Origin of the sequence: Pseudomonas marginalis, from assembly GCF_024169655.1 — a bacterium.
Classification (GTDB): Bacteria; Pseudomonadota; Gammaproteobacteria; order Pseudomonadales; family Pseudomonadaceae; genus Aquipseudomonas; species Aquipseudomonas paraveronii.
The window spans coordinates 4,052,179-4,075,055 of the sequence record NZ_JALJWV010000001.1; the positions used below are offsets into that span (position 1 = coordinate 4,052,179).

General features: G+C 56.6%; 23 protein-coding genes and 2 pseudogenes. 19 read left to right on the forward strand and 6 right to left on the reverse strand.

Annotated features, from left to right (window positions below; translation table 11 throughout):
* Positions 1 to 7 precede the first annotated feature (7 nt).
* Positions 8 to 763, forward strand: a complete 756-nt coding sequence (gene istB / locus J2Y83_RS18360) for an IS21-like element helper ATPase IstB (RefSeq protein ID WP_253397321.1) — start codon at positions 8 to 10, stop codon at positions 761 to 763.
* Positions 764 to 813: 50 nt separating this feature from the next.
* Here the strand turns inward: istB and J2Y83_RS18365 are convergent.
* Positions 814 to 1,074 (reverse strand): annotated as a pseudogene (locus J2Y83_RS18365) (transposase); the annotation flags it as partial.
* Between the two features lie 180 nt (positions 1,075 to 1,254).
* Complete coding sequence (locus J2Y83_RS18370) at positions 1,255 to 2,895, reverse strand: sigma-54-dependent Fis family transcriptional regulator (RefSeq protein WP_253397323.1); 1,641 nt, start codon at positions 2,893 to 2,895, stop codon at positions 1,255 to 1,257.
* A gap of 273 nt (positions 2,896 to 3,168) precedes the next feature.
* On the opposite strand from J2Y83_RS18370, the gene J2Y83_RS18375 reads away from it, so the two are divergent.
* From J2Y83_RS18375 to J2Y83_RS18400, 6 genes are all read left to right on the forward strand, one after another.
* On the forward strand, positions 3,169 to 4,815 hold the full coding sequence (locus J2Y83_RS18375) for a bifunctional 3-(3-hydroxy-phenyl)propionate/3-hydroxycinnamic acid hydroxylase MhpA (protein WP_253397325.1): 1,647 nt from the start codon (positions 3,169 to 3,171) through the stop codon (positions 4,813 to 4,815).
* A gap of 25 nt (positions 4,816 to 4,840) precedes the next feature.
* Positions 4,841 to 5,896: a maleylacetate reductase gene (locus J2Y83_RS18380; protein WP_253397327.1), complete on the forward strand. Its 1,056-nt coding sequence runs from the start codon at positions 4,841 to 4,843 to the stop codon at positions 5,894 to 5,896.
* A 74-nt stretch (positions 5,897 to 5,970) separates the two neighbouring features.
* Positions 5,971 to 6,810, forward strand: a complete 840-nt coding sequence (locus J2Y83_RS18385; RefSeq protein WP_253397331.1) for a dioxygenase — start codon at positions 5,971 to 5,973, stop codon at positions 6,808 to 6,810.
* A 106-nt stretch (positions 6,811 to 6,916) separates the two neighbouring features.
* Positions 6,917 to 8,161, forward strand: a complete 1,245-nt coding sequence (locus J2Y83_RS18390) for an MFS transporter (RefSeq protein WP_253397333.1) — start codon at positions 6,917 to 6,919, stop codon at positions 8,159 to 8,161.
* 136 nt (positions 8,162 to 8,297) lie between these two features.
* Positions 8,298 to 8,528: a 2-hydroxymuconate tautomerase gene (locus J2Y83_RS18395; RefSeq protein ID WP_258170890.1), complete on the forward strand. Its 231-nt coding sequence runs from the start codon at positions 8,298 to 8,300 to the stop codon at positions 8,526 to 8,528.
* An 83-nt stretch (positions 8,529 to 8,611) separates the two neighbouring features.
* Positions 8,612 to 9,556 carry a SphA family protein gene (locus J2Y83_RS18400; protein ID WP_253397335.1) on the forward strand — a complete coding sequence of 315 codons (945 nt, stop codon included), beginning with the start codon at positions 8,612 to 8,614 and terminating at the stop codon, positions 9,554 to 9,556.
* A 143-nt stretch (positions 9,557 to 9,699) separates the two neighbouring features.
* Here J2Y83_RS18400 and J2Y83_RS18405 read toward each other — a convergent pair whose 3' ends face one another.
* On the reverse strand, positions 9,700 to 10,596 hold the full coding sequence (locus tag J2Y83_RS18405; protein ID WP_253397337.1) for a LysR substrate-binding domain-containing protein: 897 nt from the start codon (positions 10,594 to 10,596) through the stop codon (positions 9,700 to 9,702).
* Positions 10,597 to 10,744: 148 nt separating this feature from the next.
* On the opposite strand from J2Y83_RS18405, the gene J2Y83_RS18410 reads away from it, so the two are divergent.
* The 9 genes from J2Y83_RS18410 to J2Y83_RS18450 all read left to right on the forward strand — a co-directional run bounded on the left by J2Y83_RS18410 (position 10,745) and on the right by J2Y83_RS18450 (position 17,974).
* Entirely contained in the window at positions 10,745 to 11,530 is a 786-nt protein-coding gene (locus J2Y83_RS18410) for a fumarylacetoacetate hydrolase family protein (protein WP_253397339.1), read from the forward strand.
* 13 nt (positions 11,531 to 11,543) lie between these two features.
* Complete coding sequence (dmpH, locus tag J2Y83_RS18415; protein ID WP_010562994.1) at positions 11,544 to 12,332, forward strand: 2-oxo-3-hexenedioate decarboxylase; 789 nt, start codon at positions 11,544 to 11,546, stop codon at positions 12,330 to 12,332.
* Positions 12,333 to 12,350: 18 nt separating this feature from the next.
* Positions 12,351 to 12,542, forward strand: a complete 192-nt coding sequence (locus J2Y83_RS18420) for a tautomerase family protein (RefSeq protein WP_010562995.1) — start codon at positions 12,351 to 12,353, stop codon at positions 12,540 to 12,542.
* A gap of 45 nt (positions 12,543 to 12,587) precedes the next feature.
* On the forward strand, positions 12,588 to 13,535 hold the full coding sequence (locus J2Y83_RS18425; protein WP_010562996.1) for an acetaldehyde dehydrogenase (acetylating): 948 nt from the start codon (positions 12,588 to 12,590) through the stop codon (positions 13,533 to 13,535).
* Entirely contained in the window at positions 13,535 to 13,831 is a 297-nt protein-coding gene (locus J2Y83_RS18430; RefSeq protein ID WP_253397341.1) for a 2Fe-2S iron-sulfur cluster-binding protein, read from the forward strand. Before J2Y83_RS18425 ends, J2Y83_RS18430 begins: the two co-directional genes overlap by 1 nt.
* Before the next feature lie 49 nt (positions 13,832 to 13,880).
* Positions 13,881 to 14,804 (forward strand): catechol 2,3-dioxygenase, encoded by a 924-nt coding sequence (locus J2Y83_RS18435; protein WP_010562998.1) that lies wholly within the window; start codon positions 13,881 to 13,883, stop codon positions 14,802 to 14,804.
* Positions 14,805 to 14,835: 31 nt separating this feature from the next.
* On the forward strand, positions 14,836 to 15,849 hold the full coding sequence (gene dmpG / locus J2Y83_RS18440) for a 4-hydroxy-2-oxovalerate aldolase (protein WP_010562999.1): 1,014 nt from the start codon (positions 14,836 to 14,838) through the stop codon (positions 15,847 to 15,849).
* A 20-nt stretch (positions 15,850 to 15,869) separates the two neighbouring features.
* The gene (locus tag J2Y83_RS18445; RefSeq protein ID WP_010563000.1) at positions 15,870 to 16,994 is read left to right on the forward strand and encodes a hypothetical protein; all 1,125 of its coding nucleotides are present in this window, start codon (positions 15,870 to 15,872) and stop codon (positions 16,992 to 16,994) included.
* A gap of 92 nt (positions 16,995 to 17,086) precedes the next feature.
* Positions 17,087 to 17,974, forward strand: coding sequence for a SphA family protein (locus J2Y83_RS18450; protein WP_253397343.1), 888 nt, complete (start codon positions 17,087 to 17,089; stop codon positions 17,972 to 17,974).
* Between the two features lie 217 nt (positions 17,975 to 18,191).
* Here the strand turns inward: J2Y83_RS18450 and J2Y83_RS18455 are convergent.
* Together J2Y83_RS18455 and J2Y83_RS18460 are read right to left on the reverse strand one after the other, a co-directional pair.
* Positions 18,192 to 19,088 (reverse strand): annotated as a pseudogene (locus J2Y83_RS18455) (alpha/beta hydrolase).
* Positions 19,085 to 19,537, reverse strand: a complete 453-nt coding sequence (locus J2Y83_RS18460) for an Lrp/AsnC family transcriptional regulator (RefSeq protein ID WP_253397345.1) — start codon at positions 19,535 to 19,537, stop codon at positions 19,085 to 19,087. Before J2Y83_RS18460 ends, J2Y83_RS18455 begins: the two are co-directional and overlap by 4 nt.
* A 147-nt stretch (positions 19,538 to 19,684) precedes the next feature.
* Between J2Y83_RS18460 and J2Y83_RS18465 the strand changes: the two genes are divergently transcribed.
* The 3 genes from J2Y83_RS18465 to J2Y83_RS18475 are packed head-to-tail and all read left to right on the forward strand — an operon-like array spanning position 19,685 to position 21,676.
* Positions 19,685 to 20,302, forward strand: a complete 618-nt coding sequence (locus J2Y83_RS18465) for a LysE family translocator (protein ID WP_253397347.1) — start codon at positions 19,685 to 19,687, stop codon at positions 20,300 to 20,302.
* A 25-nt stretch (positions 20,303 to 20,327) separates the two neighbouring features.
* Positions 20,328 to 21,191: a 3-methyl-2-oxobutanoate hydroxymethyltransferase gene (gene panB / locus J2Y83_RS18470; protein WP_253397349.1), complete on the forward strand. Its 864-nt coding sequence runs from the start codon at positions 20,328 to 20,330 to the stop codon at positions 21,189 to 21,191.
* The gene (locus tag J2Y83_RS18475) at positions 21,191 to 21,676 is read left to right on the forward strand and encodes a MaoC family dehydratase (RefSeq protein ID WP_253397351.1); all 486 of its coding nucleotides are present in this window, start codon (positions 21,191 to 21,193) and stop codon (positions 21,674 to 21,676) included. Before panB ends, J2Y83_RS18475 begins: the two co-directional genes overlap by 1 nt.
* A 104-nt stretch (positions 21,677 to 21,780) precedes the next feature.
* Here J2Y83_RS18475 and J2Y83_RS18480 read toward each other — a convergent pair whose 3' ends face one another.
* Positions 21,781 to 22,875 (reverse strand): 4-oxalomesaconate tautomerase, encoded by a 1,095-nt coding sequence (locus tag J2Y83_RS18480; protein WP_253397353.1) that lies wholly within the window; start codon positions 22,873 to 22,875, stop codon positions 21,781 to 21,783.
* Between the last annotated feature and the right edge of the window lie 2 nt (positions 22,876 to 22,877).

Sequence of the window (22,877 nt, forward strand, 5' to 3'; positions counted from 1 at the left end):
CACAAACATGCTGGCCAATCCGACACTCGACAAGCTGCAAACCCTGCGCCTGCACGGCATGGTCAAGGCGCTGAACGAGCAACACGCGACGCCTGACATCAACGACCTCAGTTTCGACGAACGCCTCGGCCTGATGGTCGACCGCGAGCTTACCGAGCGCGAAGACGCACGCTTAACGACTCGCCTCAAAGCCGCACGACTGCGCCATAACGCCTACCTGGAGGGCATCGACTACCGCAGCCCGCGTGGCCTGGACAAGGCGCTGATCCTGCAACTGGGCAGCGACCAGTGGCTGCGCGACGGTCTGAACCTGATCATCGGCGGCCCGACTGGCGTAGGTAAAACCTGGCTCGCCTGTGCGCTGGCCCACAAAGCCTGCCGCGACCGTTACAGCGTGCGCTATCTGCGCCTGCCGCGCTTGATGAAAGAGCTGGGCCTGGCCCACGGCGACAGCCGCTTCGCGAAACTGATGGCGGGTTATGCCAAGACCGACTTGCTGATCCTGGACGACTGGGGCCTGGCGCCGTTTACCGCTGCGCAACGGCGTGACATGCTCGAACTGCTGGACGACCGTTACGGCAACCGCTCAACACTGGTGACCAGCCAAATGCCGGTGGACAAATGGCATGCACTGATCGGCGATCCGACCTTGGGCGATGCGATCCTCGACCGACTAATGCACAACGCTTATCGGATCGAACTGAAGGGCGAATCGATGCGCAGACGCGCAACAAAATTGACGGTAACACAGACTTCAGACTAACAATGCAAACCTGCGTCGCTGCGCTCCGACTGCCCGACCGGATGGCGTGGAATGCGCAGGCTGTCGTAGACGGCATCTTCGGTGCCTTCGTCGGAGAAACCGAAACACTGCTGCACGACATACATGCGCAACATACGCTACAACCCAATTGCAGGGCACCCGCGCTTGCCTGTGGTGTCGCTATCAAACGGCGCCACTTGCGCCTCCAGTTGTGCCCAGGGCACCAGCTGTTCAAGGTCAGCCAGGAAGCGATCTCGGCGAGTCTGCTTTTTCTTGCCGGTGTATTCGAGTTCAGAAAAGGTCTTCTGCACGCGCGTAAAAAGGCTCACGGAGAGGGTGGCTGGTTGAAGATACTCAGTGTGTCAAGGGTGGGGACAGTTGGCTATTTTTGCAGCGCCTCCCTAGAGGGCAAAATAGCTCCGCTCAGCAACAGCCCCTGTAGCTAAGTCAAATCACTTTCATAGCCACGGTGGTAGTCGGCCAGTATCAATTTAACTACTTACCTTGCTCTCAACTCGCTCGCCACCAGAATTCCGCGAAAGATCTTTTTTCTGGCGATGCTCCAATTGTCGGCGAGTAACACCGAGAAGCCGCGCAGCCTTTGAAATGTTGCCACCGGCCCGAGTAAGTGCGCGATTTACCGACGTTGTGATCAGTGCTTCCAAGTGATGTTCGTCCAACCAACGCTCAATGATTTTCTGGGATTGTTGCGGGCCATCAACGCTCTTGCGCGATACCTGCTCCCGAGTCGAAGAAAGAAAAAGCTCACTCAGACCGATCGGCTCATTTTCATCGGCCAGCACAACTCCACGCTCGATGATGTTCTCCAACTCTCGCACATTGCCCGGGTAATTATACTCCAACAGCGCCCGCACAGCCGCCCGCGAAAGCCCCTTGATCGAGCGTTGATGCAAGGTGGAAAAACGCTTGACGAAATAACGGATGAGCAACGGAATGTCTGTAGGTCGTTCGCGCAGTGCCGGTATGTGAATAGGTACTACATTGATGCGATAGTACAGATCCTTACGGAAGCGGCCCTGTCGGACGTCCTCTTCCAAATCCGCATTGGTTGCGGCGATGACCCGAATATCTACCGGATAGGGTGCATCGCCACCCAACCGATCCACCTCACGCTCCTGCAACACCCGTAGAAGCTTTTCCTGCGCCACGGAGGTCAGGGTGCCGATTTCGTCGAGGAACAGTGTTCCGCCATTGGCCTGCTCGAAACGTCCGGCCCTGGTACGCGTAGCGCCAGTGAAGGCGCCCTTTTCAACCCCGAACAGCTCCGACTCGATCAGCGTCTCCGGCAGTGCAGCACAATTGACGGCCACGAAGGGGTTGTTTGCCCTGTTGCTGAGCTGGTGCAGCAGTCGGGCAAAACGCTCCTTACCAACACCGGTTTCCCCTTGGAAAAGCACGGTGACATTCCGCCCCGCGATCTTCTCGATCCGCCGGCAGGTGGCGAGAAAACTGGGGGCCGCCCCAATCAGATCTGAGACTACCAGGGCGTCATCGAGTATCGGGTCGTTCAGTGAGGCATTGATGTAATCGGTGGAACCGAACAGTTCCAGCTGGTCGGCATCGGGGCCCCACTCCTCGATAGGCTTACCGATGATGCGGCATTGCGCATGCCCCATTCCACGACACTCGACCTCGCGAAACAGCACCGTTCGACCAAAGAAAGCGCTGGTAAAGCCGGAAGCGTGGCCGACCTGCATCCAGCAGACGGGCTCGGCGGAAAGCGGCAGATGGGCCAAGTGGGCGTTGGCCTCGATAGAGTCGTGCCAGATCTGCTCGACATAGTGGTGGCCAGACTCAACGTCGACTTCCATGCGCAACGTCTCTACGCGTGTCACACCTTCCATCGCATGGAGTAATGGTCCGGCCATGAAAGCGTGATCACTTTCGTCGCCCCGAAGGCTTCGCGCGAGCTCGGCATCGCTTGAGCCAGCGGCGTAACCCATTCGCGCCAGGAGTCGACGTGAGTGGGCTATGCCTATTTCAGCGATTAGCTCACGCCGAAACGCGGCGAAAGCCGGCAACTGCATCAGGAAGGCACGTTGGTTGCCGAGCCAGATTTTGCCCTTTTCCGGCTCCAGTCGTAGCTGCCGAATCAAATCCTTTGGGAACATTTAGCACTCATTATGACGTAACATTTTTGTTGTTATTTACATAACTTATAACAATTATGTTAATTCCTAGCAACACATACAAAAATCATTGCCAATAACAAAAACGTCAACTTATTGTTTTATATAAACAATTAGCTTCTTATCTGATTTGGCACACCGCTTGCTCTTCCTAGTCGTCATGCATCGGAGGATACCTCTCCCCTGCAAGGCGAACTTCCAACAATAAGATAGTGGTGCCGGACGTGGCCGTCCGGTGTCAGGAGAGCGATAACAATGACAATGAATGTGCTAAGCCTGCCCGTGGATCACAGCAATACAACTGATCATTCCGACGTCGATGTCGCCATCGTCGGAGCCGGTCCAGTAGGTACCCTGTTGGCAATCCTGCTAGGGCAGAAAGGACACCGAGTCACACTCGTAGAGCGCTGGAAAGAGCGCTATGAACGCCCCCGCGCCGTGACATTCGACCATGAGATTGCCAGGATCCTCGCTAGCCTCGGCATTGACTCCGACAATGACTCAGCCATCGACTACCACGACGATTTTTACTATTGGCGCAACGCCAAGGGTGAAGACCTGCAGATCGTCGACTGGAAAAGCACCTCGGCATCGGGCTGGCGGGTTCGTTACTGGTTCTATCAACCGGACCTCGAAAAACGCCTGCTGGATATAGCCGCCACCATTCCGAGTATTCAGTCGATCCGTGGCTGGGAAGCCAACACGCTCAGCCAGGATAGGGACAGTATTTGCCTGGGTGGCCAGAGCGAAGATTCCGGGGTGCCCACTCGAATTCGTGCCAAGTATGTTGTGGGCGCAGATGGCGCAAACAGCTTTGTGCGCAAAGAACTGGACCTCGGCTTTGTCGATTGCGGCTTCTTCTATGACTGGTTGATCCTCGACATGATCCCGCATCAGGAGTTCGCAATCGATCCTGTGCATTGGCAGCTATGCGATCCGAAGCGACCTACGACCATCGTGCCTGGCGGCCCCGGTCGCAAACGGTGGGAATTCATGGCCCTTCCCGGCGAATCAGCCGAAGAATTGGCGTCTCCTGAAAGTGCCTGGAAACTGATGGCCCCTTGGGGGATGACACCGCAGGTGGCCACTATCGAGCGCAGTGCTGTGTACCGCTTCCAGGCGTGCTATGCCCAATCCTGGCGTAATGGTCGCGGGCTGATCGCGGGTGACGCTGCGCATTTGATGCCTCCCTTTGCCGGGGAAGGCATGTGCGCAGGCTTGCGAGATGCCGTGGCCCTTAACTGGCGCCTGGATGCCATCCTCACCGGCAAGATGACCGATAAAGTACTCGACAGTTATACCTCCGAGCGTCGCGAACACGCCAAACACTACATCGAGTTCTCCATGGATCTGGGGCGCATCATCTGTATCACCGATCCCGCCGAAGCGGCAGCGCGTGACGTGCGCATGCAGGCAGAGCTGCAAACTTCCGGTCGCGTTCCGGTCGCCACCGACAAGGCCACCCTGGGGCCGGGTGCCTGGTGCCGTGACGCGGGTCATGCCGGTGAGCTGTCGGTCCAGGGCATCGTCTGCAAAGGTGACCAGCGTGGCCGCTTCGATGACATCGTCGGCCGTGGCTGGCTGGTCATCGGTTTCGGGGAGTCGCCCCGTCAGGCGCTCAAAGCGCATCAACTGGACGCCCTGGAGCGGTTGAGCGCGCAGTTCATCAACTTGGGCGCGGTAGGTAGCCCCTGTGACGTGGAAGACGTTGACGGCACCTATGCGGCCTGGCTTGAAAACATCAATGCACGCTACCTGGTAATTCGCCCTGACTTTTATGTCGCGGCCAGCGCGCGCTCGGCCGACGCCCTGCAACGCCAGTTGGATGAACTGCTGGAGCAGCTTCATCTAACGACAGCCGACCAGGCCACTCCGTGCGCAGTCATTGCCACATCCGCCTGACCGACAGACCCAGGAGTATTTTCTGATGACCGATTTCATCTACATCAACAATCCGGCACGGATCATTTTCGGTGCAGGCAGCTCCCAACGAGTGGCTGAAGAACTCAAAACCCTGGGCCTCCGCCGCGCTTTGGTGCTTTCGACGCCTGCCCAGCAGAAGGACGCAGAACGACTCAATGATGCTCTCGGTGGGCTGGGCGCCGGCGTATTTGCTCACGCGACGATGCACACACCCATTGAGGTCACCGAAGAGGCGTTGAGAACCTATGTTGAGCTCGGCGCGGACTGCGTCGTCGCCATCGGTGGCGGCTCCACCATTGGCTTGGGCAAGGCGATTGCCTATCGCAACGACGCACCGCAGGTAGTGGTGCCGACCACCTACGCGGGCTCTGAAGTCACACCGATTCTCGGACAGACGGAAAACGGCGAAAAAACCACCGTGAGCGCTGCGTCAATCTTGCCCGAAGTGGTGATCTACGACCCGGAGCTGACGCTGGGGCTACCCGTCTCCATGAGTGTTACCAGCGCCCTCAATGCCATGGCTCATGCAGTCGAAGCGCTCTATGCCCGCAATAGCAATCCCATCACCTCACTGATGGCGGTGGAAGGCATTCGGGCGTTGAAGGAGGCCTTGCCGGGCGTAGTCAGGCAACCAGAATCTATCGCCTCACGCAGTACGGCCCTTTATGGCTCATGGCTATGCGGCACCGTGCTGGGCACTGTCGGCATGGCCCTGCATCACAAACTATGTCACACCCTGGGTGGCAGTTTTAACTTGCCCCATGCAGAAACCCACGCCGTCATGCTCCCGCATACGGCCGCGTACAACCAAGTCGCCGCGGCTGATGCCTTGCGTCCCGTGACAAAACTGTTCGGTGGGCTGTTGGGAAGCGGACTCTACGACTTCGCTGCAGCGCTGGGCGCTCCGCTGGCGTTGAAGGACCTGGGTCTGAATGAACGTGACCTCGACCATGCCGCAAACTTGGCAGTCAAGAACCCCTACTGGAATCCGCGACCGGTTGAACGCGACGCCATTCGCGCACTCCTGCAACGGGCCTGGTCCGGCCTGCGACCGGAATGACCAGAAGCGGGCGATCGTAAGCGGACGCCCTGCACCCGCCAATCAGGATCACAAACATAATCCAGGTGGACAACATGATCGAATACTTTACCGAAGAAGGCTCGGCGAAGGCCGTTAACGCACGCATGGGAGACACCGTCAACCCGCGCCTGCGCACTATCATGGTTTCGTTGATTGAGCACCTCCATGGTTTTATCAAGGACGTCGAACTCACAGAACCCGAGTGGGAAACGGCGATCGACTTCCTGACCAGAACGGGGCAAATCTGCTCTGAGCATCGCCAGGAATTCATCCTGCTCAGCGACACCCTGGGCGTCTCCATGCTGGTGGACGCCATAAATGCCCGACGACCTCAAGGCGCCACTGAAAATACCGTTTTCGGACCTTTCCACGTTGACGGAGCGCCGATTCGTGAAATGGGGGAAACCATCTCCTTGGATGAAAAGGGAGAAAGCTGCCTGTATGAAGGGCGAGTCCTGGACTTGCAAGGCAACGCCATAGAAGGGGCCATGCTGGACGTCTGGTCGGACAACATTGATGGATACTACGACGTGCAGCAACCGGACCTGCAGCCCAAGTGGAACAATCGTGGTCGATTTGTCACCGGCGCCGATGGATGCTACAGCTTCCGCGGCATCAAACCGGTGTCCTACCCTATTCCGGACGATGGGCCGGTGGGTCAGATGCTGGCCCTGCTCGGACGCCATCCCTGGAGGCCGGCGCATATGCATTTCATGCTAACGGCGCTGGGTTACCAGCGCGTCGTGACGCACACGTTCGCCGTCGGCGATGAGTACTTGACCTCCGACACGGTGTTCGGTGTGAAAGCCTCACTGCTCCAGACGTTTGAACACAACAAAAGTGGCGCCACTCAGTGGAAAGCCGAATTCGACTTTGTCCTGGTGCCAGGCTGACTGCCGGAACCTGTTTTTCTTCGCCTGGAAACCTCCGTGCCGGTTGAGTACGGCGACTCGTTGCGCCGGCACACTCCTAATTACAAGAACAATAACGGAACACACTATGAAAAACCCATGCAGCTATCGTGCAGATGCTTCTTATGAGTGGAAAGCAGTCACCCTGTTGGCGCTCGGTTTCGGGCTTGTGAGCATTGATCGTTTCATGATCATGCCGCTGTTCCCGGTCATCATGAAGGACCTGAATCTGAATTATCAGGACCTCGGCCTGATCACAGGAGTCCTCTCCGTAACGTGGGGCATTTCGTCACTTTTTACGGGTAAGTTGTCTGATCGGTTCGGCCATCGCGCGATCATCGTGCCGGCTGTCATCCTATTCTCCCTGCTGGCCGGTTTCAGCGGACTGGCCAATGGCTTGCTCAGTCTGATGTTGATTCGCGCCGTGATCGGCGCTGCGGAAGGCGCCTTCACCCCGGCAAGTATTGTGGCGACGTTGGATGCTTCAAAACCGAGCCGTCATGGCTTGAACCTGGGTATCCAGCAGGCGGCAATGCCGCTCTTTGGCCTCGCGCTGGCGCCGATTCTGGTGACTCAGTTGTTGCACGTCGTCGCGTGGCATTGGGTCTTTGTCATGGTGATGGTTCCAGGGCTGATCGTCGGTCTCCTGCTGCACAAGGTGTTACGAAACACCGACTCCACCGAGGCCGCCGAACACACGATGACCCATGATGCAACCAGCCACCGCTGGACCGACATTTTCACCAGTCGCAATGTTTCGCTTAATATTTTGGGCATGATGTGCTGGCTGACAGTCCTCGTGGTGCTCGGCGCATTTCTTCCCAACTACTTGTTGGACTACATGGGGCTGAGCCTTGAACAAATGGGCTTTGTCCTCTCCGCCATCGGGTTCGGGGGCGCTGCGGGAACCATCCTCCTGCCATGTCTTTCCGATCGCATCGGTCGCAAGCCGGTCATGATTCTGTCGGTCATCGGTGGCGTTGCCTCGCTCTATCTACTGATTAACATCGGTGCCGATACCACTCGCTTGTTCGCGGCCCTGTTTTTCACAGTCTTCTTCGACTTCGGACTCATTTGCCTGACCGTAGGCCCCTCCACCACCGAGTCCGTGCCCGCAAGGCTGATGTCGACCGCTTCTGGTTTCGTTGTTGGCATTGGCGAGATTTTTGGAGGCGGCATTGCGCCCAGCCTAGCGGGCTACGTCGCGCATAACCATGGCATCCAATACACCTTAATGTTGGCAATCGGTGCCATGGCTACGGGGCTTTTGATCACGCTTGCGATAAAGGAGACAGCGCCGGTGCGTACCGCAGCGGTTCTCAAAACCACCTGATCGTCTCGTTCCTACAGAGACTGCGAAAAGAAACCTTACCTGAGTCGGGGCAAGGTTTCAGGGCTCGTCCGTAGCTCAAAAAACAATCACTACTGCCGCGATGCGCTGATTTATCACAAAGGCTCGGTGCCACTCAATCAACGCGTCGGGACTTACACAGGAAAATCCCATGCCCATTATCACTATCAATCTTTTAGAAGGCCGCACCGATGAGCAGAAAGAGCGGCTGATCCATGAAGTCACAGAGGCTTGTCACCGAGCTATTGATGCGCCTCGGGATTCAGTGAGGATCATCATTACCGATATGTGCAAACAGCATTACGGTGTCGGTGGCATCTCTAAATTGAAGTCGCAAAGTCAGCAATAGCAAACCGTTCCTTTATCTGCTTGCACCACAGAGACCCCGTAAAACATTACTCTGCGATTCTTTATGACATAACGGAAATTTCTATGCCCACTAATAAAAACAATATGAAAACATCTAAAACAACAGCGTGGATCAACATTCTTGGAGGGTTGCTCTGTGTAAGTCTTGGCGTGCTTGCCGCGGGACTTTCTGGCAATGCGCAGGCCACTGAGAGTGGCGGCTCCAGCTATCCAATGGGTGTTGAAAACTACATGAGTGGAGCCATGCCTCCGCCAGGATTCTACGCCATTGTTTACGCTAGCCATTACGACGCGGACTCTTTACGCGGTAACGATGGGGCAAAACTTCCGGTCGACTTTCGAGTGCGGGCCAGCTCTATTGATCCGCGTTTCATATGGGTGAGTGATCAGCAGATACTGGGTGGTTCCCTGGCATTTCATACCATCATGCCATTGGTTGACCTCAAGGTAGACGTCAATGGCCAGTCGCAAAGCAAGCAAGGGTTGGGCGATATGACGTTCGGGACGGCGCTTGGCTATCATATGAGCGATAATCTACAAGCCATCGTAGCCCTCGATGTTATGGCGCCGACGGGTGAATACGATCGCCACGACATCGCCAATATCGGTCGCAACTACTGGGATATCCAACCCGTCTTGGCATTATCGTATATCGATCCCGAGGGTTTGAATGCCGATGCGAAAATCATGTATGACTTCAATCTGAAAAATCACGCTACCGATTACACATCAGGTCAGGAGTTTCACGTCGACTATTCTATAGGTTGGGGGCTTGGCAATAGTTGGGTAGTGGGTGTGGGTGGCTATATCTATCAACAAACAACGGATGATCGGCAGAACGGTGAGCGTGTCGAAAATAATAAGGGCCATGCGCTCGCCATTGGTCCATCGATCAAATATACCAACCGCAAAGGTTGGTTTATAACGGCGAAATGTCAACAGGAGTCCAACGTAAGAAATCGTGCGGAAGGCGATGCATATTGGCTGAAACTGACAATGCCGTTTTGAAGTTGGCCTGCCAATACAATGTCTCACGAACCGCTTGATACCATTGAATAAAAGCCTTGGATCGGGACAGGTGCGGCGATCCATGGCTTTCGGCGACAGTAGCTCAAAGACGTTATCTCTGAACAGCACAACGTAGATCAGACCTAGCTATCTGTCTCACTAATAAACGCCCGTATCGTCTGCAGAAAAGCCTGCAGAACGGGTGATTTGTCACCTTTGCGATACAAGCAAATCAATTCGATCGAGGAGTCTCCCCGACATTTCAGCGGCCTATACACCACGCCAGGCAAACGCAAGTTTTTCGCCGCGTTAGGTACAATGCTCAACCCTCCCCCGGCGGCCACCAACGCGATACTGGTGGTCACGTCTGTGACTTCCTGGGCAACCACGGGCACCGCTCCATACTCGGAATACAACTTGCGTACCTGAACCATCAAGCTGCCCCGAACACCTCGCGGGTACAGGATCAAAGGCTCGTCCAGCACATCCCCTAATTCAACCTCCTTTCGTTTTGCCAGCGGATGCGTGGCCGGAATCGCGATGATCAGGGGTTCCGTTCGTACCCGTTCCTGTTCGATATCCGGCTCTGCCGGGACCAATCGATTGAAACCGATGGTGAGGCGGCGTTCGCGCAATGCCTGGATCTGGGCATCTTTGTCCATGGGGTGCAGCGAGACATTCACATTGGGATAAATCGTAGAAAACCGGTGCAGGACTTGGGGGATCAAATCCAGGATCGCCGAACCGAATATCCCCACACTCAGATTCCCCCTCTGGCCCACTGACAACATGCGCGACTCATCCGCCGCATGCTGCAACTGCTCCAGAATCCTGATCCCGTGCTCATAGAACGACTTGCCAGCGTCGGTGAGCGTCACCCGCTTAGAGTTCCTTTCCAGCAGCACTGCTGGGATAGCTTCTTCAAGCTGTTGGATCTGTCGACTCAACGCGGGTTGAGTGATGTGCAATCGCTCAGCGGCGCGATTGAAGTTCAACTCTTCCGCAACGGCAATGAAGTAACGCAGCTGCCTGATTTCCATGGGGGTACCTGAGGGCTCGTCAACGATGCCTGATCGGCATCAGTTAGTAATTATATGGCATTGGACGGCATCGTCTAACTTTTACACCATGAGCTGCCTAAAGGTCTTGCGCATCAGGACCAGGACTAAACCAATAAAAGGCCTTCTTATGCAGCCCATGTTTATCGAGCAGTTAAGTGATGAGCTTTATCGCGCGCTCAAGGATAGCCAACCCATCGCCCCGCTCACCGAACGGGTCCCTAGCCTGACTTTGCAAGATGCTTACGCCATTCAAATGCGTGTGTTGGCGCATCGCGTCGAAATCGACGGCGAGCGCGTCATTGGCAAAAAAATCGGCGTGACCAGCCAGGTAGTCATGGACTTGCTAAAAGTCGATCAGCCGGATTTCGGCCACCTGACCAGCGCAATGCTGCGCGAAGACGGAGCGGCTATCGCGATCAATGAGTTGATCGCACCTAAGGCAGAGGGCGAAATTGCGTTCATCCTCAAACACGAATTGGCCGGCCCGGGGGTTACCGTTGCCGATGTATTGCGGGCCACTGAATACGTAATGCCTTGCTTCGAAATCGTCGACTCGCGCATCCGTGACTGGAAGATTCAGATTCAGGACACCGTGGCGGATAACGCCTCTTCAAGCCTGTTTATCCTTGGCGATTGTGCCGTCGACCCGCGTGAACTCGACCTCTCATTGGTCGGCATGACCCTTGAGCTCAACGGCGAGATCGTTTCGACGGGCGCGGGTGCCGCAGCACTGGGCCACCCCGCGAATGCCGTAGCTTGGCTGGCCAATACGCTGGGCACGCTGGACATGACCCTTAAACCCGGCGAAGTGATTTTGTCCGGCTCGCTGGGCGCCATGGTTGCCGTGAAAGCCGGTGACAATCTGCGTATGAGCATCGGCGGCATCGGCTCGGCCGGCGTACGTTTTATTTGAAGGGAAATGCCTGATGAACCTGACACAAGACGTTATCGAGCAACTGGCGGTGCACCTGGACGCAGCGGAAATGCAAAACCGAGCCGTCCATAAAATTACGGACGACTATCCCGAAATGGATTGGGAAGACGCCTACGCGATTCAGGACGCAATTCGTGCCCTTAAAATCGGCCGGGGCGTGCGGATTGCCGGCTTGAAAATGGGCCTGACTTCACACGCCAAGATGCGCCAGATGGGCGTTATCGACCCGATCCACGGTTTTATCACTGACTACGGCTCGGTTGCCGACGGCGGTGTTATCGAAACTGCCGGGCTGATTCACCCCAAGGTCGAAGCCGAAATTGCCTTTGTTACTCGCAAGCCCCTGCGTGGCCCAGGTTGCAACGTCGGCAGCGTCTTGGCAGCGACCGATTTCATTCTGCCTGCCGTCGAAGTCATCGACTCTCGCTACGAGAACTTCCGCTTCGATCTGAAAAGCGTGATCGCCGACAACACCTCGTCTGCACGCTACGTACTGGGAGGCCGCCATCGCAACGTGCAGGGACTGGACCTGAAAAACCTCGGCGTGGTGATGGAGAAAAACGGCGAGATCGTAGCCCTTGCCTCCGCCGCCGCCGTGCTGGGTAACCCCGCGCAAAGCGTCGCAATGCTCGCCAACATGCTGGGCGCCCAAGGACGTGAAATCCCCGCAGGTACCCTGATTTTGACCGGCGGCGCCACAGAAGCGATCGCAGTCCAGGCCGGAGACAACATCACTGTGCGCTATCAGCATTTGGGCTCCGTCTCAATGCGTTTCGTCTAACTCGTCTGGAGTAATGCTATGCCCATCATGCAAGTCCACCTGATCCAGGGTCGCAGCGAAGCACAGAAAGCGCGCCTGATCGAAGCACTGACACGCGCTGCAGTTGAGGCCCTGGACGCACCGATCGAATCGGTGCGCGTGATCATCAACGAAGTGCCCAATACCGACTTCGGTATTGCCGGTCAGACCGCCAAGCAACGCGGTCGCTAGCCAGTGCTGTACGCAAGACCAAAACAATAAGTGTCTGGGGTTCACATGAAGACGACAACAGCTCGTTGCAAAGTTGCAATCATCGGCTCGGGAAACATCGGCACCGACCTGATGATCAAGGTATTGCGCCACGGCGAACACATCGCCATGGGTGCAATGGTCGGTATCGACCCCGCTTCGGATGGCCTGGCTCGTGCCAAACGCATGGGCGTCGCCATTACCGCCGACGGCGTCGAGGGTTTGCTACAGCTACCCGAATTCAAAGATATTGGCATCGTGTTCGATGCTACGTCCGCACAGGCCCATGCGCACCACAACACCGTATTGCAGGCACACGGCATTCGAGTAATTGACCTCACACCCGCGGCCATCGGTCCTTACGTGATACCGGCAATCAATCTGGATGACGAACTGGAGGCCACCAACATCAATATGGTGACCTGCGGTGGCCAGGCGACCATACCGATAGTCAAGGCCATCTCCCAGGTGACCCAGGTGCATTACGCCGAAATCGTAGCTTCGATCTCCAGCCATTCGGCAGGCCCGGGCACACGGGCCAATATCGATGAGTTCACCGAAACCACAGCCAAAGCCATTGAAGTGCTGGGCGGTGCAACACGTGGCAAGGCAATCATCATCCTCAACCCGGCGGAGCCTCCACCCATCATGCGCGACAGCGTGTTTGTACTGTGTGACCCCGCCGACCGCGAAGCGATAACCGCCAGTGTCGAAGCAATGGTGGCCCGAGTACATGCATATGTGCCGGGTTATAGGCTCAAGCAGGCGGTACAGTTCGAGCAGATCGACACGCCGGTCAATGTGCCTGGCCTGGGCCTGACACGCGGATTGAAGGTCTCGGTGTTTCTCGAAGTGGAAGGTGCAGCGCATTACCTGCCCGCCTATGCAGGCAATCTGGACATCATGACCTCGGCAGCACTGGCCTGTGCCGAACGGTTGGCGGCAACCACGGCATTGCCTGGCAACCTGGACTGATGGGCGCGCGAACACACTGCATCCGCGAACGCGTAAGCGGCGAGGTGTTCCAGGTGCTGGAGGGAGCCCCACTGTTGCGCGCCATGGAATTGGCAGGTTGCCGTGCCATTGCTGTGGGCTGTCGCGGTGGCGGCTGCGGAGTTTGCAAGGTGCGAATCCTGTCAGGGGACTACAAATGCGGGCGAATGAGCCGCCAACATATTGCTGACGGAGAACAGGAGCAAGGCTTCGTATTGGCGTGCCGCGTTATCCCCCAGAGCGATCTGGAAATCGAGCGATTGAAAGAACCTATATAGGCGCCCCTTCGGGCAGCCGAAAAAACAAATACAACAGACAGGTGAAATCATGAAAAAAGGCATATTGCGTCCTGGCCACGTGCAAATCCGTGTGCTGGACATGGAAGCCTCAGTCAAACATTACGTTGAACTGGTGGGGTTGATTCTGACCCACCGTGACAGCCAAGGCAGGGTTTACCTCAAGGGCTGGACAGAGGTGGAACGCTTTTCAGTGGTGCTGGTTGAAGCGGATAAACCGGGCATGGATTTCATGGGTTACAAGGTCATCGACGATCAGTCGCTGGTGCAGTTGACCCAAGACCTGCTGGCCTACGGCTGCCAGGTCGAACATATCCCTGCCGGCGAGCTGGATTTTTGCGGACGCCGCGTGCGTTTCTTCGGCCCCTCCGGGCACTGGTTCGAGCTGTATGCAGAGAAGGAATACACCGGCCGCTGGGGTATTGCCGAGAAGAATCCGGAAGCCTGGCCTCGCGGGCTCAAAGGCATGCGCGCCATGCGCTTCGACCATTGCCAACTGCACGGCGGCGACCTGCACCTGACCCGTGAACTGTTTATCGACGTCCTGGGTTTTCACCTTGCCGAACAGGTCGTCAACGAAGAGGGGCATGCCGTGGCCAACTTCCTCTCACTGTCGACCAAGGCCCATGACGTCGCATTCATCGAGGACGGGAACATCGGCGGATTCCACCATGCCTCGTTCCTGATCGACACCTGGGAAGGCCTGTTGCGCGCGGGAGACTTGATCTCCATGAGCGACACCTCGCTGGACTTTGGCCCAACCCGCCACGGTATCACTCATGGCCAGACCATTTACTTCTTCGACCCCTCGGGCAACCGAAACGAAGTATTTGCCGGCGGAGACTTCCACTACCCGGATCAGAAGCCCATCACCTGGGATGAAAAACACTTGGGCAAGGCGATTTTCTATCACAGCCGCGTACTCAACGAACGCTTCCTGACTGTGATGACCTGATCATTTATTCAGATGCTCAATGGGACCCCCAATGAACAAAAAACTCTATATCTCCGACGTGACCTTGCGCGATGGCAGCCACGCCGTGCGCCATCAGTACTCGATAAAGAATGTGCAGGACATCGCTCGCGAACTGGACAAGGCCCGAGTCGACAGCATTGAAGTCGCTCACGGCGACGGTCTGCAGGGCTCCAGTTTCAACTACGGCTTTGGCGCCCATAGTGATATTGAATGGATCGAGGCAGTGGCGGATGTTATCAGCCACGCCAAGATCGCAACGTTGCTGTTACCCGGCATTGGCACTACTCACGATCTCGACAACGCACACAAGGCAGGGGCCAGCATCGTTCGCGTAGCGACCCATTGCACAGAGGCCGATATCTCTCAGCAACACATCGAACATGCCCGCGGCCTGGGCATGGACACGGTGGGCTTCCTGATGATGAGTCATATGATCGAACCGGCTGCGTTCGCCCAGCAGGCGAAGAAGATGGAGCGGTATGGCGCGACTTGTATCTACGTCGTCGATTCTGGCGGAGCGATGAACATGCAGGATATTCGTGAGCGCTTCCGAGCCCTCAAGGACGTGCTCGAACCGACCACGCAAACCGGTATTCACGCGCACCACAACCTGAGTCTGGGGGTGGCCAACTCCATCGTCGCCGTGGAGGAAGGTTGCGACCGGATCGATGCCAGCCTGGCCGGCATGGGGGCCGGTGCGGGCAATGCACCACTGGAAGTATTTATCGCGGCGGCCGAGCGTCTGGGCTGGAACCATGGCACCGATCTGTACACGCTGATGGATGCCGCCGATGACATCGTGCGCCCGTTGCAAACCCGTCCCGTGCGGGTCGATCGGGAAACCCTGGCCCTAGGCTATGCCGGTGTGTACTCAAGCTTCTTGCGCCATGCCGAAGTCGCTGCCGAGCATTACGGACTCAAGACGTTGGACATTCTCGTCGAACTGGGCCGCCGGCAAATGGTCGGCGGCCAGGAAGACATGATTGTCGATGTCGCCCTCGACCTGCTGAAAAAAGCAGGCTGACCCTACCAGGAGCACTGAGCATGAATAATAAAAACAATAGCGTTACTCAGGACAACCCCACCCCACTGCGCCAGCCGAGCCGGGTTGCGCTAGCTCCGCTGGCGCGACAACCGGTGCTTGGCAGCCTCATGTTGCTGGTGGTCATGGCACTGTCACTGTTGATCATCGGTGGCTTCAAAGGTGATTTCTTCGCCAGTTGGGTGACCTTTGTGGTTGTCGTCGGCGTGCCCGTGGAGATCGTGCTGTCCATGCTCTGGCGCAGCCAATACCCTGGCTGGGTCGCGGCATTACCCCAGCCGGCCAAGGGGCTGGTAATGCTGGTTTTGACGCTGGCCGTGGCGTGTGCGGTCAGTGCGGTGATCTTCTATACCCAGGCCCAGCAAGTCGGGCCACCTACGCCCTTCACACTGATGTATGTGATCTTCTGCGTGCTGCTGACGTTCTGGTTCGTGATTGTCTGGCGCTGCTGGCCACTCTCGTCATTTACCGAGAATCCGGCGATCCTCGGCATCGGGACACTGCTGGTAGCTTATGGCCTGGGCTATCTGTTGTTCTGTGTGCTGTTCGATTTCTCCGCGATGGCCGAGGCGCCGTTCTACCTTGCAAGTCTTGACCCCCACGGTCTGTTCGCAGCGTTTGAAATACTGGCCTTTGCAGTCACCAGTGTGAGTGTCGTGTTTTCCGGCGTGCTGCTGGACTTCTGGCCACTGAACACTGCGACACTGGCACGCAAACCACGGTTGCTGGCGGTTGCCATCACCGTTCAGACGATGGCTGTGACTGCGCTGCTCTATTGGCTGGGCACTCGCGTGCTGGGAATCGAACCGGTGAAGTTCATGGTGCATGGCGCCATCGCCCTGCTGTTTGGCGCACTGGTACCGTTACTGATGTTTGAAGACCAGTTGTTTGAACACCGAACTCAACCCGTCAGGGGTTTGTTGCAACTGGGTATCGCCTGCCTGGCAGGTGCCGTTTTGCCACGCCTCTACTGGGCCCTGGGGCCGCTCCTAAGTGGGCCAATGAGCGAGGGCGCGCCCACTTATACCCACGAACTTTGGCTCGCCTCTGCGTTACTGGCCATGACCTTCCCGCTGCTGGTTGTGTCCAGTCAGTACTTTGATTTCTGGCCATTGCGCAAAGCCTGATCTCAACGCGTTCAACATCTTTCATTAACCACGGCTGCTCCTTACCGCTCGAGCGGCTGGGCGCTCTATTGCCTCGAATCCTGGATAACCACATGAATAACAAGAAACGGTTTTTCCTCATTGGCGTGTTGAGTTGCACGCTTGGCACTGCATGGGCCTCTGAACGGGGCGGCTCGTCCTACCCCATGGGTGCCGAGAACTACTTGTCCGGCGCCTTGCCGCCACCGGGCTGGTACGCACAGGTCTATAGCGAGCACTATGCCGCGAACGACCTGAAGGACAATGGCGGGCACTCTCAGGCCATTGACTTTCGCTTGCGTGCCAATGTCATCGCACCGCGAGTGGTATGGGTAACGCAACAGACAGTACTGGGAGGCGACTTGGCGTTCCAAGCTATCGCCCCGCTGGTCGACCTCACCGTAACCGTCAACGGCAACCGCGATCATCGCACCGGTCTAGGCGACATCATCTTCGGCCCTGCGCTGGGCTATCACTACAGCGACAAGTTTCATGCCGTCTACGCACTGGACATAATCGCGCCCACAGGTCAGTACGATAAAGATAACCAGGCCAATATCGGACGCAATTACTGGGCCGCAGAGCCCGTGGCAGCGTTCTCTTACATCGACCCCGTTGGTCCGAACATGGATATCAAATTGATGTATGACTTCAACGCGAAAAACCCCGCCACCCATTACCGTTCAGGCCAGGAAGCCCATGCTGATTACGACTTGGGCTGGGGCATGGGCAATGGCTGGGTCGTGGGCATAGGGGGGTATATCTATCACCAGGTCACAGACGACCGGCAAGACGGTGATCGCGTCGCCGACAACAAAGGCCGTGCCTTTGCCATTGGCCCTTCGATTAAATACAGCAGCGCCTCGGGCTGGTTCGTAACCGCCAAGTGGCAGCAGGAAAGCGATGTGCGTAACAGACCGGAGGGAAGTGCCTACTGGTTGAAATTGACTTATCCACTTTGACCTAGAAAATCACTTTCCTGCGTCCGCCATCATCAACTTTGACTACTTACAGACGATAGCTTGATCGTGGCGAGCGTGCAAGATTTCCGCTGGATGAGTAGGATCTCCCTCAATCCGATTGCTGTAGACAGAATTAACCGCTCGCAAAAGCACAGTCATTGGACGCCTGAGTGGCGTAGGGATGTTTGCGTTCAATGCTGCATCTAAACTCCACAATTCAACGACAGCATCTTGCAGTTCTCCAGGAGCGGAGTCTCGAGTGATGAACAGTGTGAGATTTATCATTTTCCGGCTGGAAACCTATGTCGCTTGTGCCTCTCGCTGGGTTTTGCAGCCAAAGCAAAGAAGTGTGAACGACCTCTGCAGTACCATCGGCAATCCAGCAAACAATAGAGTCGACAGGTACGGTTTGGTAGGTACCCGTCAGCGAGGGATAGACGATGCGAGAAATTTCGCTTCCATCGTGAAAGAGATCCTTGCCTGACCGCGTTAGCCGGGCACAAGTGCCCGAAGAAGCGATACCTCCATCAAGGGCATCGTAGAAATCTTCTACCTCAGCAACTCCATAAGCACGAAGACTTGCAAGAACCAATCCCTGAAATATGCGCAAATGAACAGGCACACCCGCTTTTCGAAGCGCACTCGCGTACGCAATTCCGTGATCAAATAGCGGGTCGTACTCAGCAACGCCAATGAACGCCGGAGCCAAGCCGGTAGCGTTGTCGATTTCCAGCGCAAGGGCTCGGGGGGCGGCCTTGCGTTCTTATCCTGGAACATAGCCTTCTAGCGAGGCAAGCAAGCCTGAGGTAGTAAGCATGGGAGCCTCTGCGTGCGCCTGCATAGAGAGCAACTCGACGCTGGCCGTCAAAACCGGATAGACCAAAGCTTGAAGCTTGGGCTGCGGCAACTCCATCTCTCTTAGAGCCACGCATAGTCCTGCCGCCAATGAACCACCAACACTATCTCCTGCATTTGCAAGGCTGTTCTGATCTAGCTATGGGAAATCACCGCGACATAAAGCGCGCCAAATCTCCAGCCCATCTTCAAGAGGTGCTGGGAACGGATGCTCTGGGGCCAGCCGATAATCCACGGCCACGACGGCTATCGGGATCACAAAGGAAGAGGCCTGTCCTGAACGACCCGTTTCATAACCAGCGTCGAGGTCAGACGTTGAACGTTGGGCAGCGCCGAAAGGCTCTCATCGTAGAGCCTTTGAAACGCTGGCAGATCTTGAGTGATGACGTGTAGCAAGTAATCGGGCTCGCCAAATAATCGTTGAGCGTCAACCACTTGCGGGATATCAACAAGCGCTCTCTCGAATGCCTCGACCGCTTGCCTGTCACCTTCACGCAACGTGGCAAATACCATGGCGGAAAAGTTAAGGCCTAATGCGCCTGGATCAAGCTGTGCTCGATAGCCGAGCAGCACACCCGACTCTTCCAGTGCGCGTACCCGTCGATGGCAAGGGGAGAGGCTCAGCCCAACGCGCTCGGCGAGTTCGGTGACTGAAAGGCGACCATCCTTTTGCAGCTCAGAAAGAATTTTTCGATCAATCCTGTCCATTTAGAAGAATCTTCCCAACAATAGAGATTATCTGATTATCTTTGGAATTAAATTCTAACAAGAATTCATTATTCTTCCTTGCACCAATAATTACCGGAGCGGGACGATGCAGTACGCGGGATGTCAGCAGCAGGGGTGGATAGCACCATGACCTTGAGCGTTTTCGTTGCCTTTTGGGCAGTGTCGATTTTATTCGTCATTACCCCGGGCGCAGATTGGGCCTATGCAATTTCGGCAGGCCTAAAGGGCCGAGTGGTCATACCCGCCGTGGGTGGGCTGTTGTCCGGCCATTTGATCGCAACCATGATTGTTGCCGGCGGTGTCGGCACGCTGGTGGCCAACCACCCCACTACCTTGACCGTACTGACCGTTGCCGGGGCGGGCTATCTACTTTGGCTGGGCCTGAATATGCTTGCGCACCCCGCTACACCACACTCTGATGAAGTTCAGACATCGGGATCCTGGACGCACTGGGCGATCAAGGGGCTTTGCGTGAGCGGGCTGAATCCGAAGGTCTTCCTGCTGTTCCTGGCGCTTTTACCGCAATTCACCGACGCCACCGCTGCCTGGCCTGTGCCGATGCAAATGATTGCGCTGGGACTCATCCACACCTTCAGTTGCGGCGTGATCTATCTGCTGGTCGGATTTGGCTCGCAGGTGGTACTGCGGGCACGTCCAGCTGCAGCTCAATTCGTCAGTCGTTTTTCCGGCGCGGCCATGATCATCATCGCAGTCATTCTGCTCAGCGAGCAGATGTTCAGTTAATCCAATTTTTCCGCGAGACCGCATCATGAGCGATCAGCCTTCGCCATATGGCAACGCCCAACCGGCGACCCGAGTGCGAATTCCGCACCTGAAACAAATGAAAATGGAGGGCCAGAAATGGGCGATGCTCACTGCGTATGACATGTACACCGCAGCCATTTTCGAGGAAGCGGGAATACCCGTCCTGTTAGTCGGCGACTCTGCATCCAACAATGTCTACGGTAATGAATCCACGCTATCGATCACCGTTGACGAAATGATCCCGCTGGTTCGTGCGGTCAGCCGTTCGACCCGACGGGCACTGGTGATCGCCGATCTTCCATTCGGCTCCTATCAGGCATCTGCGGAACAGTGCTTCCATACAGCGGTGCGCTTCATGAAAGAAGGCGGTGCGCATGCGGTCAAACTCGAGGGCGGGATCGAAATGCTGCCGCAGGTCGAGAAGCTCGTGAAGTCAGACATACCGGTCATGGCGCACATTGGCTTTACCCCTCAGATGGAACATCAGCTGGGCGGTTACCGCGTCCAGGGCCGAGGCGAAGATGCGCAGCGCCTGATTGATAGTGCCAAAGCGCTTGAGGCCGCTGGTGCCTTTGCTGTTCTGATTGAGATGGTGCCTGGTGACGTCGGTCGAGCGATCACGGAAGCCATTTTAATTCCGACTGTCGGGATTGGCGCGGGTAATCATTGCGATGCCCAGGTGCTGGTCTGGCAGGACATGGCCGGACTGCGCGGCGGCCGTCTGCCGCGATTCGTCAAACAATACGCAGATCTTCGATCAGTACTTCACTCGGCAGCGAGGGACTTTGCGCTTGAGGTGAATGCTGGAACATTTCCAGGCCCTGAACATACTTTTCAGGCCCAGCCCTCACCGTCCAGGGAGTTGTGATGAAAAGTCCAAGAGAGCGTGCAGCCGAAGGTCTTGAGGTAGGAGACCGATTCACGGTAGTCCGCTGCTTTACAGAGGACGATATTCGCCGATTCGCGCAAATCTCTCGCGATTACAATCCGGTTCACTGCGACACACGCTACGCAGAGTTGCGTGGGTTCAAGGCCCCCATTGCCCATGGCTTGCTGACGGCCAGCCTCGTCACCGAAGTGGGTGGGCAAATTGGTTGGCTCGCTACAGGAATGAGTTTCGAGTTTAAACGTCCCGTTTATGCGGGAGACGAGATCACCTGCCACTGGCTCATCGTTGATATCGATGAGCGCGGTCGCGCAAAAGCAGAAGTCAGAATACTGAACGCAGAGGGCATTACGGTGCTGGAGGCGAAGACGACTGGCGTACTGCCTGGGACTGAGGAACGTCAGCGCTTGAAACAGATGCTCGCTGATGGAGATCCAACCAATGGAGTCACACACTTTGTCGGTTGATTGCTTGCCGTCGATGGGTGGGCGTCCGACTTTAGCTGCTGGGTACCGACTGCGGCTGCACAGGGCGCAGCCCGTCGGCACCAGGTCTTTCATTTCGCTGAGTGTTATCGCCGAGATGGGCCCCGGCCTTCCCACAAATTCGCCGGAACACATACGGCTCCATCCAACAACAACCTTGCCGTTCGCATCAGCCCGCAACTGACCAACTGACCATTGTGAAGGCGCATCTCCACTGTGAACTCGCCCATCGAGTGTTCAACCGAAACTCGCTTTACGTCTCCATCCTTCACCCTGGTCAGACGTGAAGCCACACTGCCCTCGATCAAGCAGGCAGCGGCAACACTGACTGCACCGAACACCCCAATGCTGGTATGGCAACGATGAGGGATGAATGTACGGGTGCTGAGCGCCCCACCGGCTTGTGCCGGTGCAATCAGGCACATTTTGGGCACGTTACGCTGACTAACATCGCCGAGGTTCATGCGCGGGCCGGCCTGCAGGCGGATCGATTCAAGGCGGGCTTTCAACTCAGTATTGGCATCCAGTTGTGCCGGACTCTCATAGCCGCCCAAAGCGAGGTCTTCGGCTCGGATCAGCACCACTGGCATGCCATTGTCCACGCAGGTGACTTCAACGCCGTCGAACAGATCCACTGCGTTGCCAGTCGGCAACAAAGCACCGCAACTAGAGCCGGCGACATCCTCGAACTCCACGATCAACGACGCACCACCACCGGGAACTCCGTCGATTCGCACATCACCGGTGTAGCAAACCGCACCATTGGGAGTAGGCACATGCGCAATCGCAATCTGCCCGGTGTTCTCCATGAAGATACGTACCGGGGTCACATCCCCCGTCACATCCACCAGTCCGCGTTCGATGACGAACGGGCCGACACCGGCGAGGATGTTGCCGCAGTTCTGGCCATAATCGACTCGCGGCTCCTCCACCAACACTTGGGCAAACAAGTAGTCGACATCAGCTTCGGCACGCGTGGACGGCTTAATGATCGCCACCTTGCTGGTCAGCGAGTCGCCGCCACCGATGCCATCGATCTGGCGCGCATCAGGCGAGCCCATGACGGCCAGCAAAACGCGGTCTCGCAGTGCCGACGCCTCTGGCAAGTCTTGAGCAAGGAAATAAGCCCCTTTCGACGTCCCCCCGCGCATCAACAGGCAAGGAATGCGTGTCTGGCTCATGC

What these genes read in the sequence shown, in the direction of transcription:
- istB (WP_253397321.1), top strand. Translation starts at nt 8, where the DNA reads ATGCTGGCCAATCCGACACTCGACAAGCTGCAAACCCTGCGCCTGCAC.
- J2Y83_RS18370 (WP_253397323.1), bottom strand. Translation starts at nt 2,895, where the DNA reads ATGTTCCCAAAGGATTTGATTCGGCAGCTACGACTGGAGCCGGAAAAG.
- J2Y83_RS18375 (WP_253397325.1), top strand. Translation starts at nt 3,169, where the DNA reads ATGACAATGAATGTGCTAAGCCTGCCCGTGGATCACAGCAATACAACT.
- J2Y83_RS18380 (WP_253397327.1), top strand. Translation starts at nt 4,841, where the DNA reads ATGACCGATTTCATCTACATCAACAATCCGGCACGGATCATTTTCGGT.
- J2Y83_RS18385 (WP_253397331.1), top strand. Translation starts at nt 5,971, where the DNA reads ATGATCGAATACTTTACCGAAGAAGGCTCGGCGAAGGCCGTTAACGCA.
- J2Y83_RS18390 (WP_253397333.1), top strand. Translation starts at nt 6,917, where the DNA reads ATGAAAAACCCATGCAGCTATCGTGCAGATGCTTCTTATGAGTGGAAA.
- J2Y83_RS18400 (WP_253397335.1), top strand. Translation starts at nt 8,612, where the DNA reads ATGCCCACTAATAAAAACAATATGAAAACATCTAAAACAACAGCGTGG.
- J2Y83_RS18405 (WP_253397337.1), bottom strand. Translation starts at nt 10,596, where the DNA reads ATGGAAATCAGGCAGCTGCGTTACTTCATTGCCGTTGCGGAAGAGTTG.
- J2Y83_RS18410 (WP_253397339.1), top strand. Translation starts at nt 10,745, where the DNA reads ATGCAGCCCATGTTTATCGAGCAGTTAAGTGATGAGCTTTATCGCGCG.
- dmpH (WP_010562994.1), top strand. Translation starts at nt 11,544, where the DNA reads ATGAACCTGACACAAGACGTTATCGAGCAACTGGCGGTGCACCTGGAC.
- J2Y83_RS18420 (WP_010562995.1), top strand. Translation starts at nt 12,351, where the DNA reads ATGCCCATCATGCAAGTCCACCTGATCCAGGGTCGCAGCGAAGCACAG.
- J2Y83_RS18425 (WP_010562996.1), top strand. Translation starts at nt 12,588, where the DNA reads ATGAAGACGACAACAGCTCGTTGCAAAGTTGCAATCATCGGCTCGGGA.
- J2Y83_RS18430 (WP_253397341.1), top strand. Translation starts at nt 13,535, where the DNA reads ATGGGCGCGCGAACACACTGCATCCGCGAACGCGTAAGCGGCGAGGTG.
- J2Y83_RS18435 (WP_010562998.1), top strand. Translation starts at nt 13,881, where the DNA reads ATGAAAAAAGGCATATTGCGTCCTGGCCACGTGCAAATCCGTGTGCTG.
- dmpG (WP_010562999.1), top strand. Translation starts at nt 14,836, where the DNA reads ATGAACAAAAAACTCTATATCTCCGACGTGACCTTGCGCGATGGCAGC.
- J2Y83_RS18445 (WP_010563000.1), top strand. Translation starts at nt 15,870, where the DNA reads ATGAATAATAAAAACAATAGCGTTACTCAGGACAACCCCACCCCACTG.
- J2Y83_RS18450 (WP_253397343.1), top strand. Translation starts at nt 17,087, where the DNA reads ATGAATAACAAGAAACGGTTTTTCCTCATTGGCGTGTTGAGTTGCACG.
- J2Y83_RS18460 (WP_253397345.1), bottom strand. Translation starts at nt 19,537, where the DNA reads ATGGACAGGATTGATCGAAAAATTCTTTCTGAGCTGCAAAAGGATGGT.
- J2Y83_RS18465 (WP_253397347.1), top strand. Translation starts at nt 19,685, where the DNA reads ATGACCTTGAGCGTTTTCGTTGCCTTTTGGGCAGTGTCGATTTTATTC.
- panB (WP_253397349.1), top strand. Translation starts at nt 20,328, where the DNA reads ATGAGCGATCAGCCTTCGCCATATGGCAACGCCCAACCGGCGACCCGA.
- J2Y83_RS18475 (WP_253397351.1), top strand. Translation starts at nt 21,191, where the DNA reads ATGAAAAGTCCAAGAGAGCGTGCAGCCGAAGGTCTTGAGGTAGGAGAC.
- J2Y83_RS18480 (WP_253397353.1), bottom strand. Translation starts at nt 22,875, where the DNA reads ATGAGCCAGACACGCATTCCTTGCCTGTTGATGCGCGGGGGGACGTCG.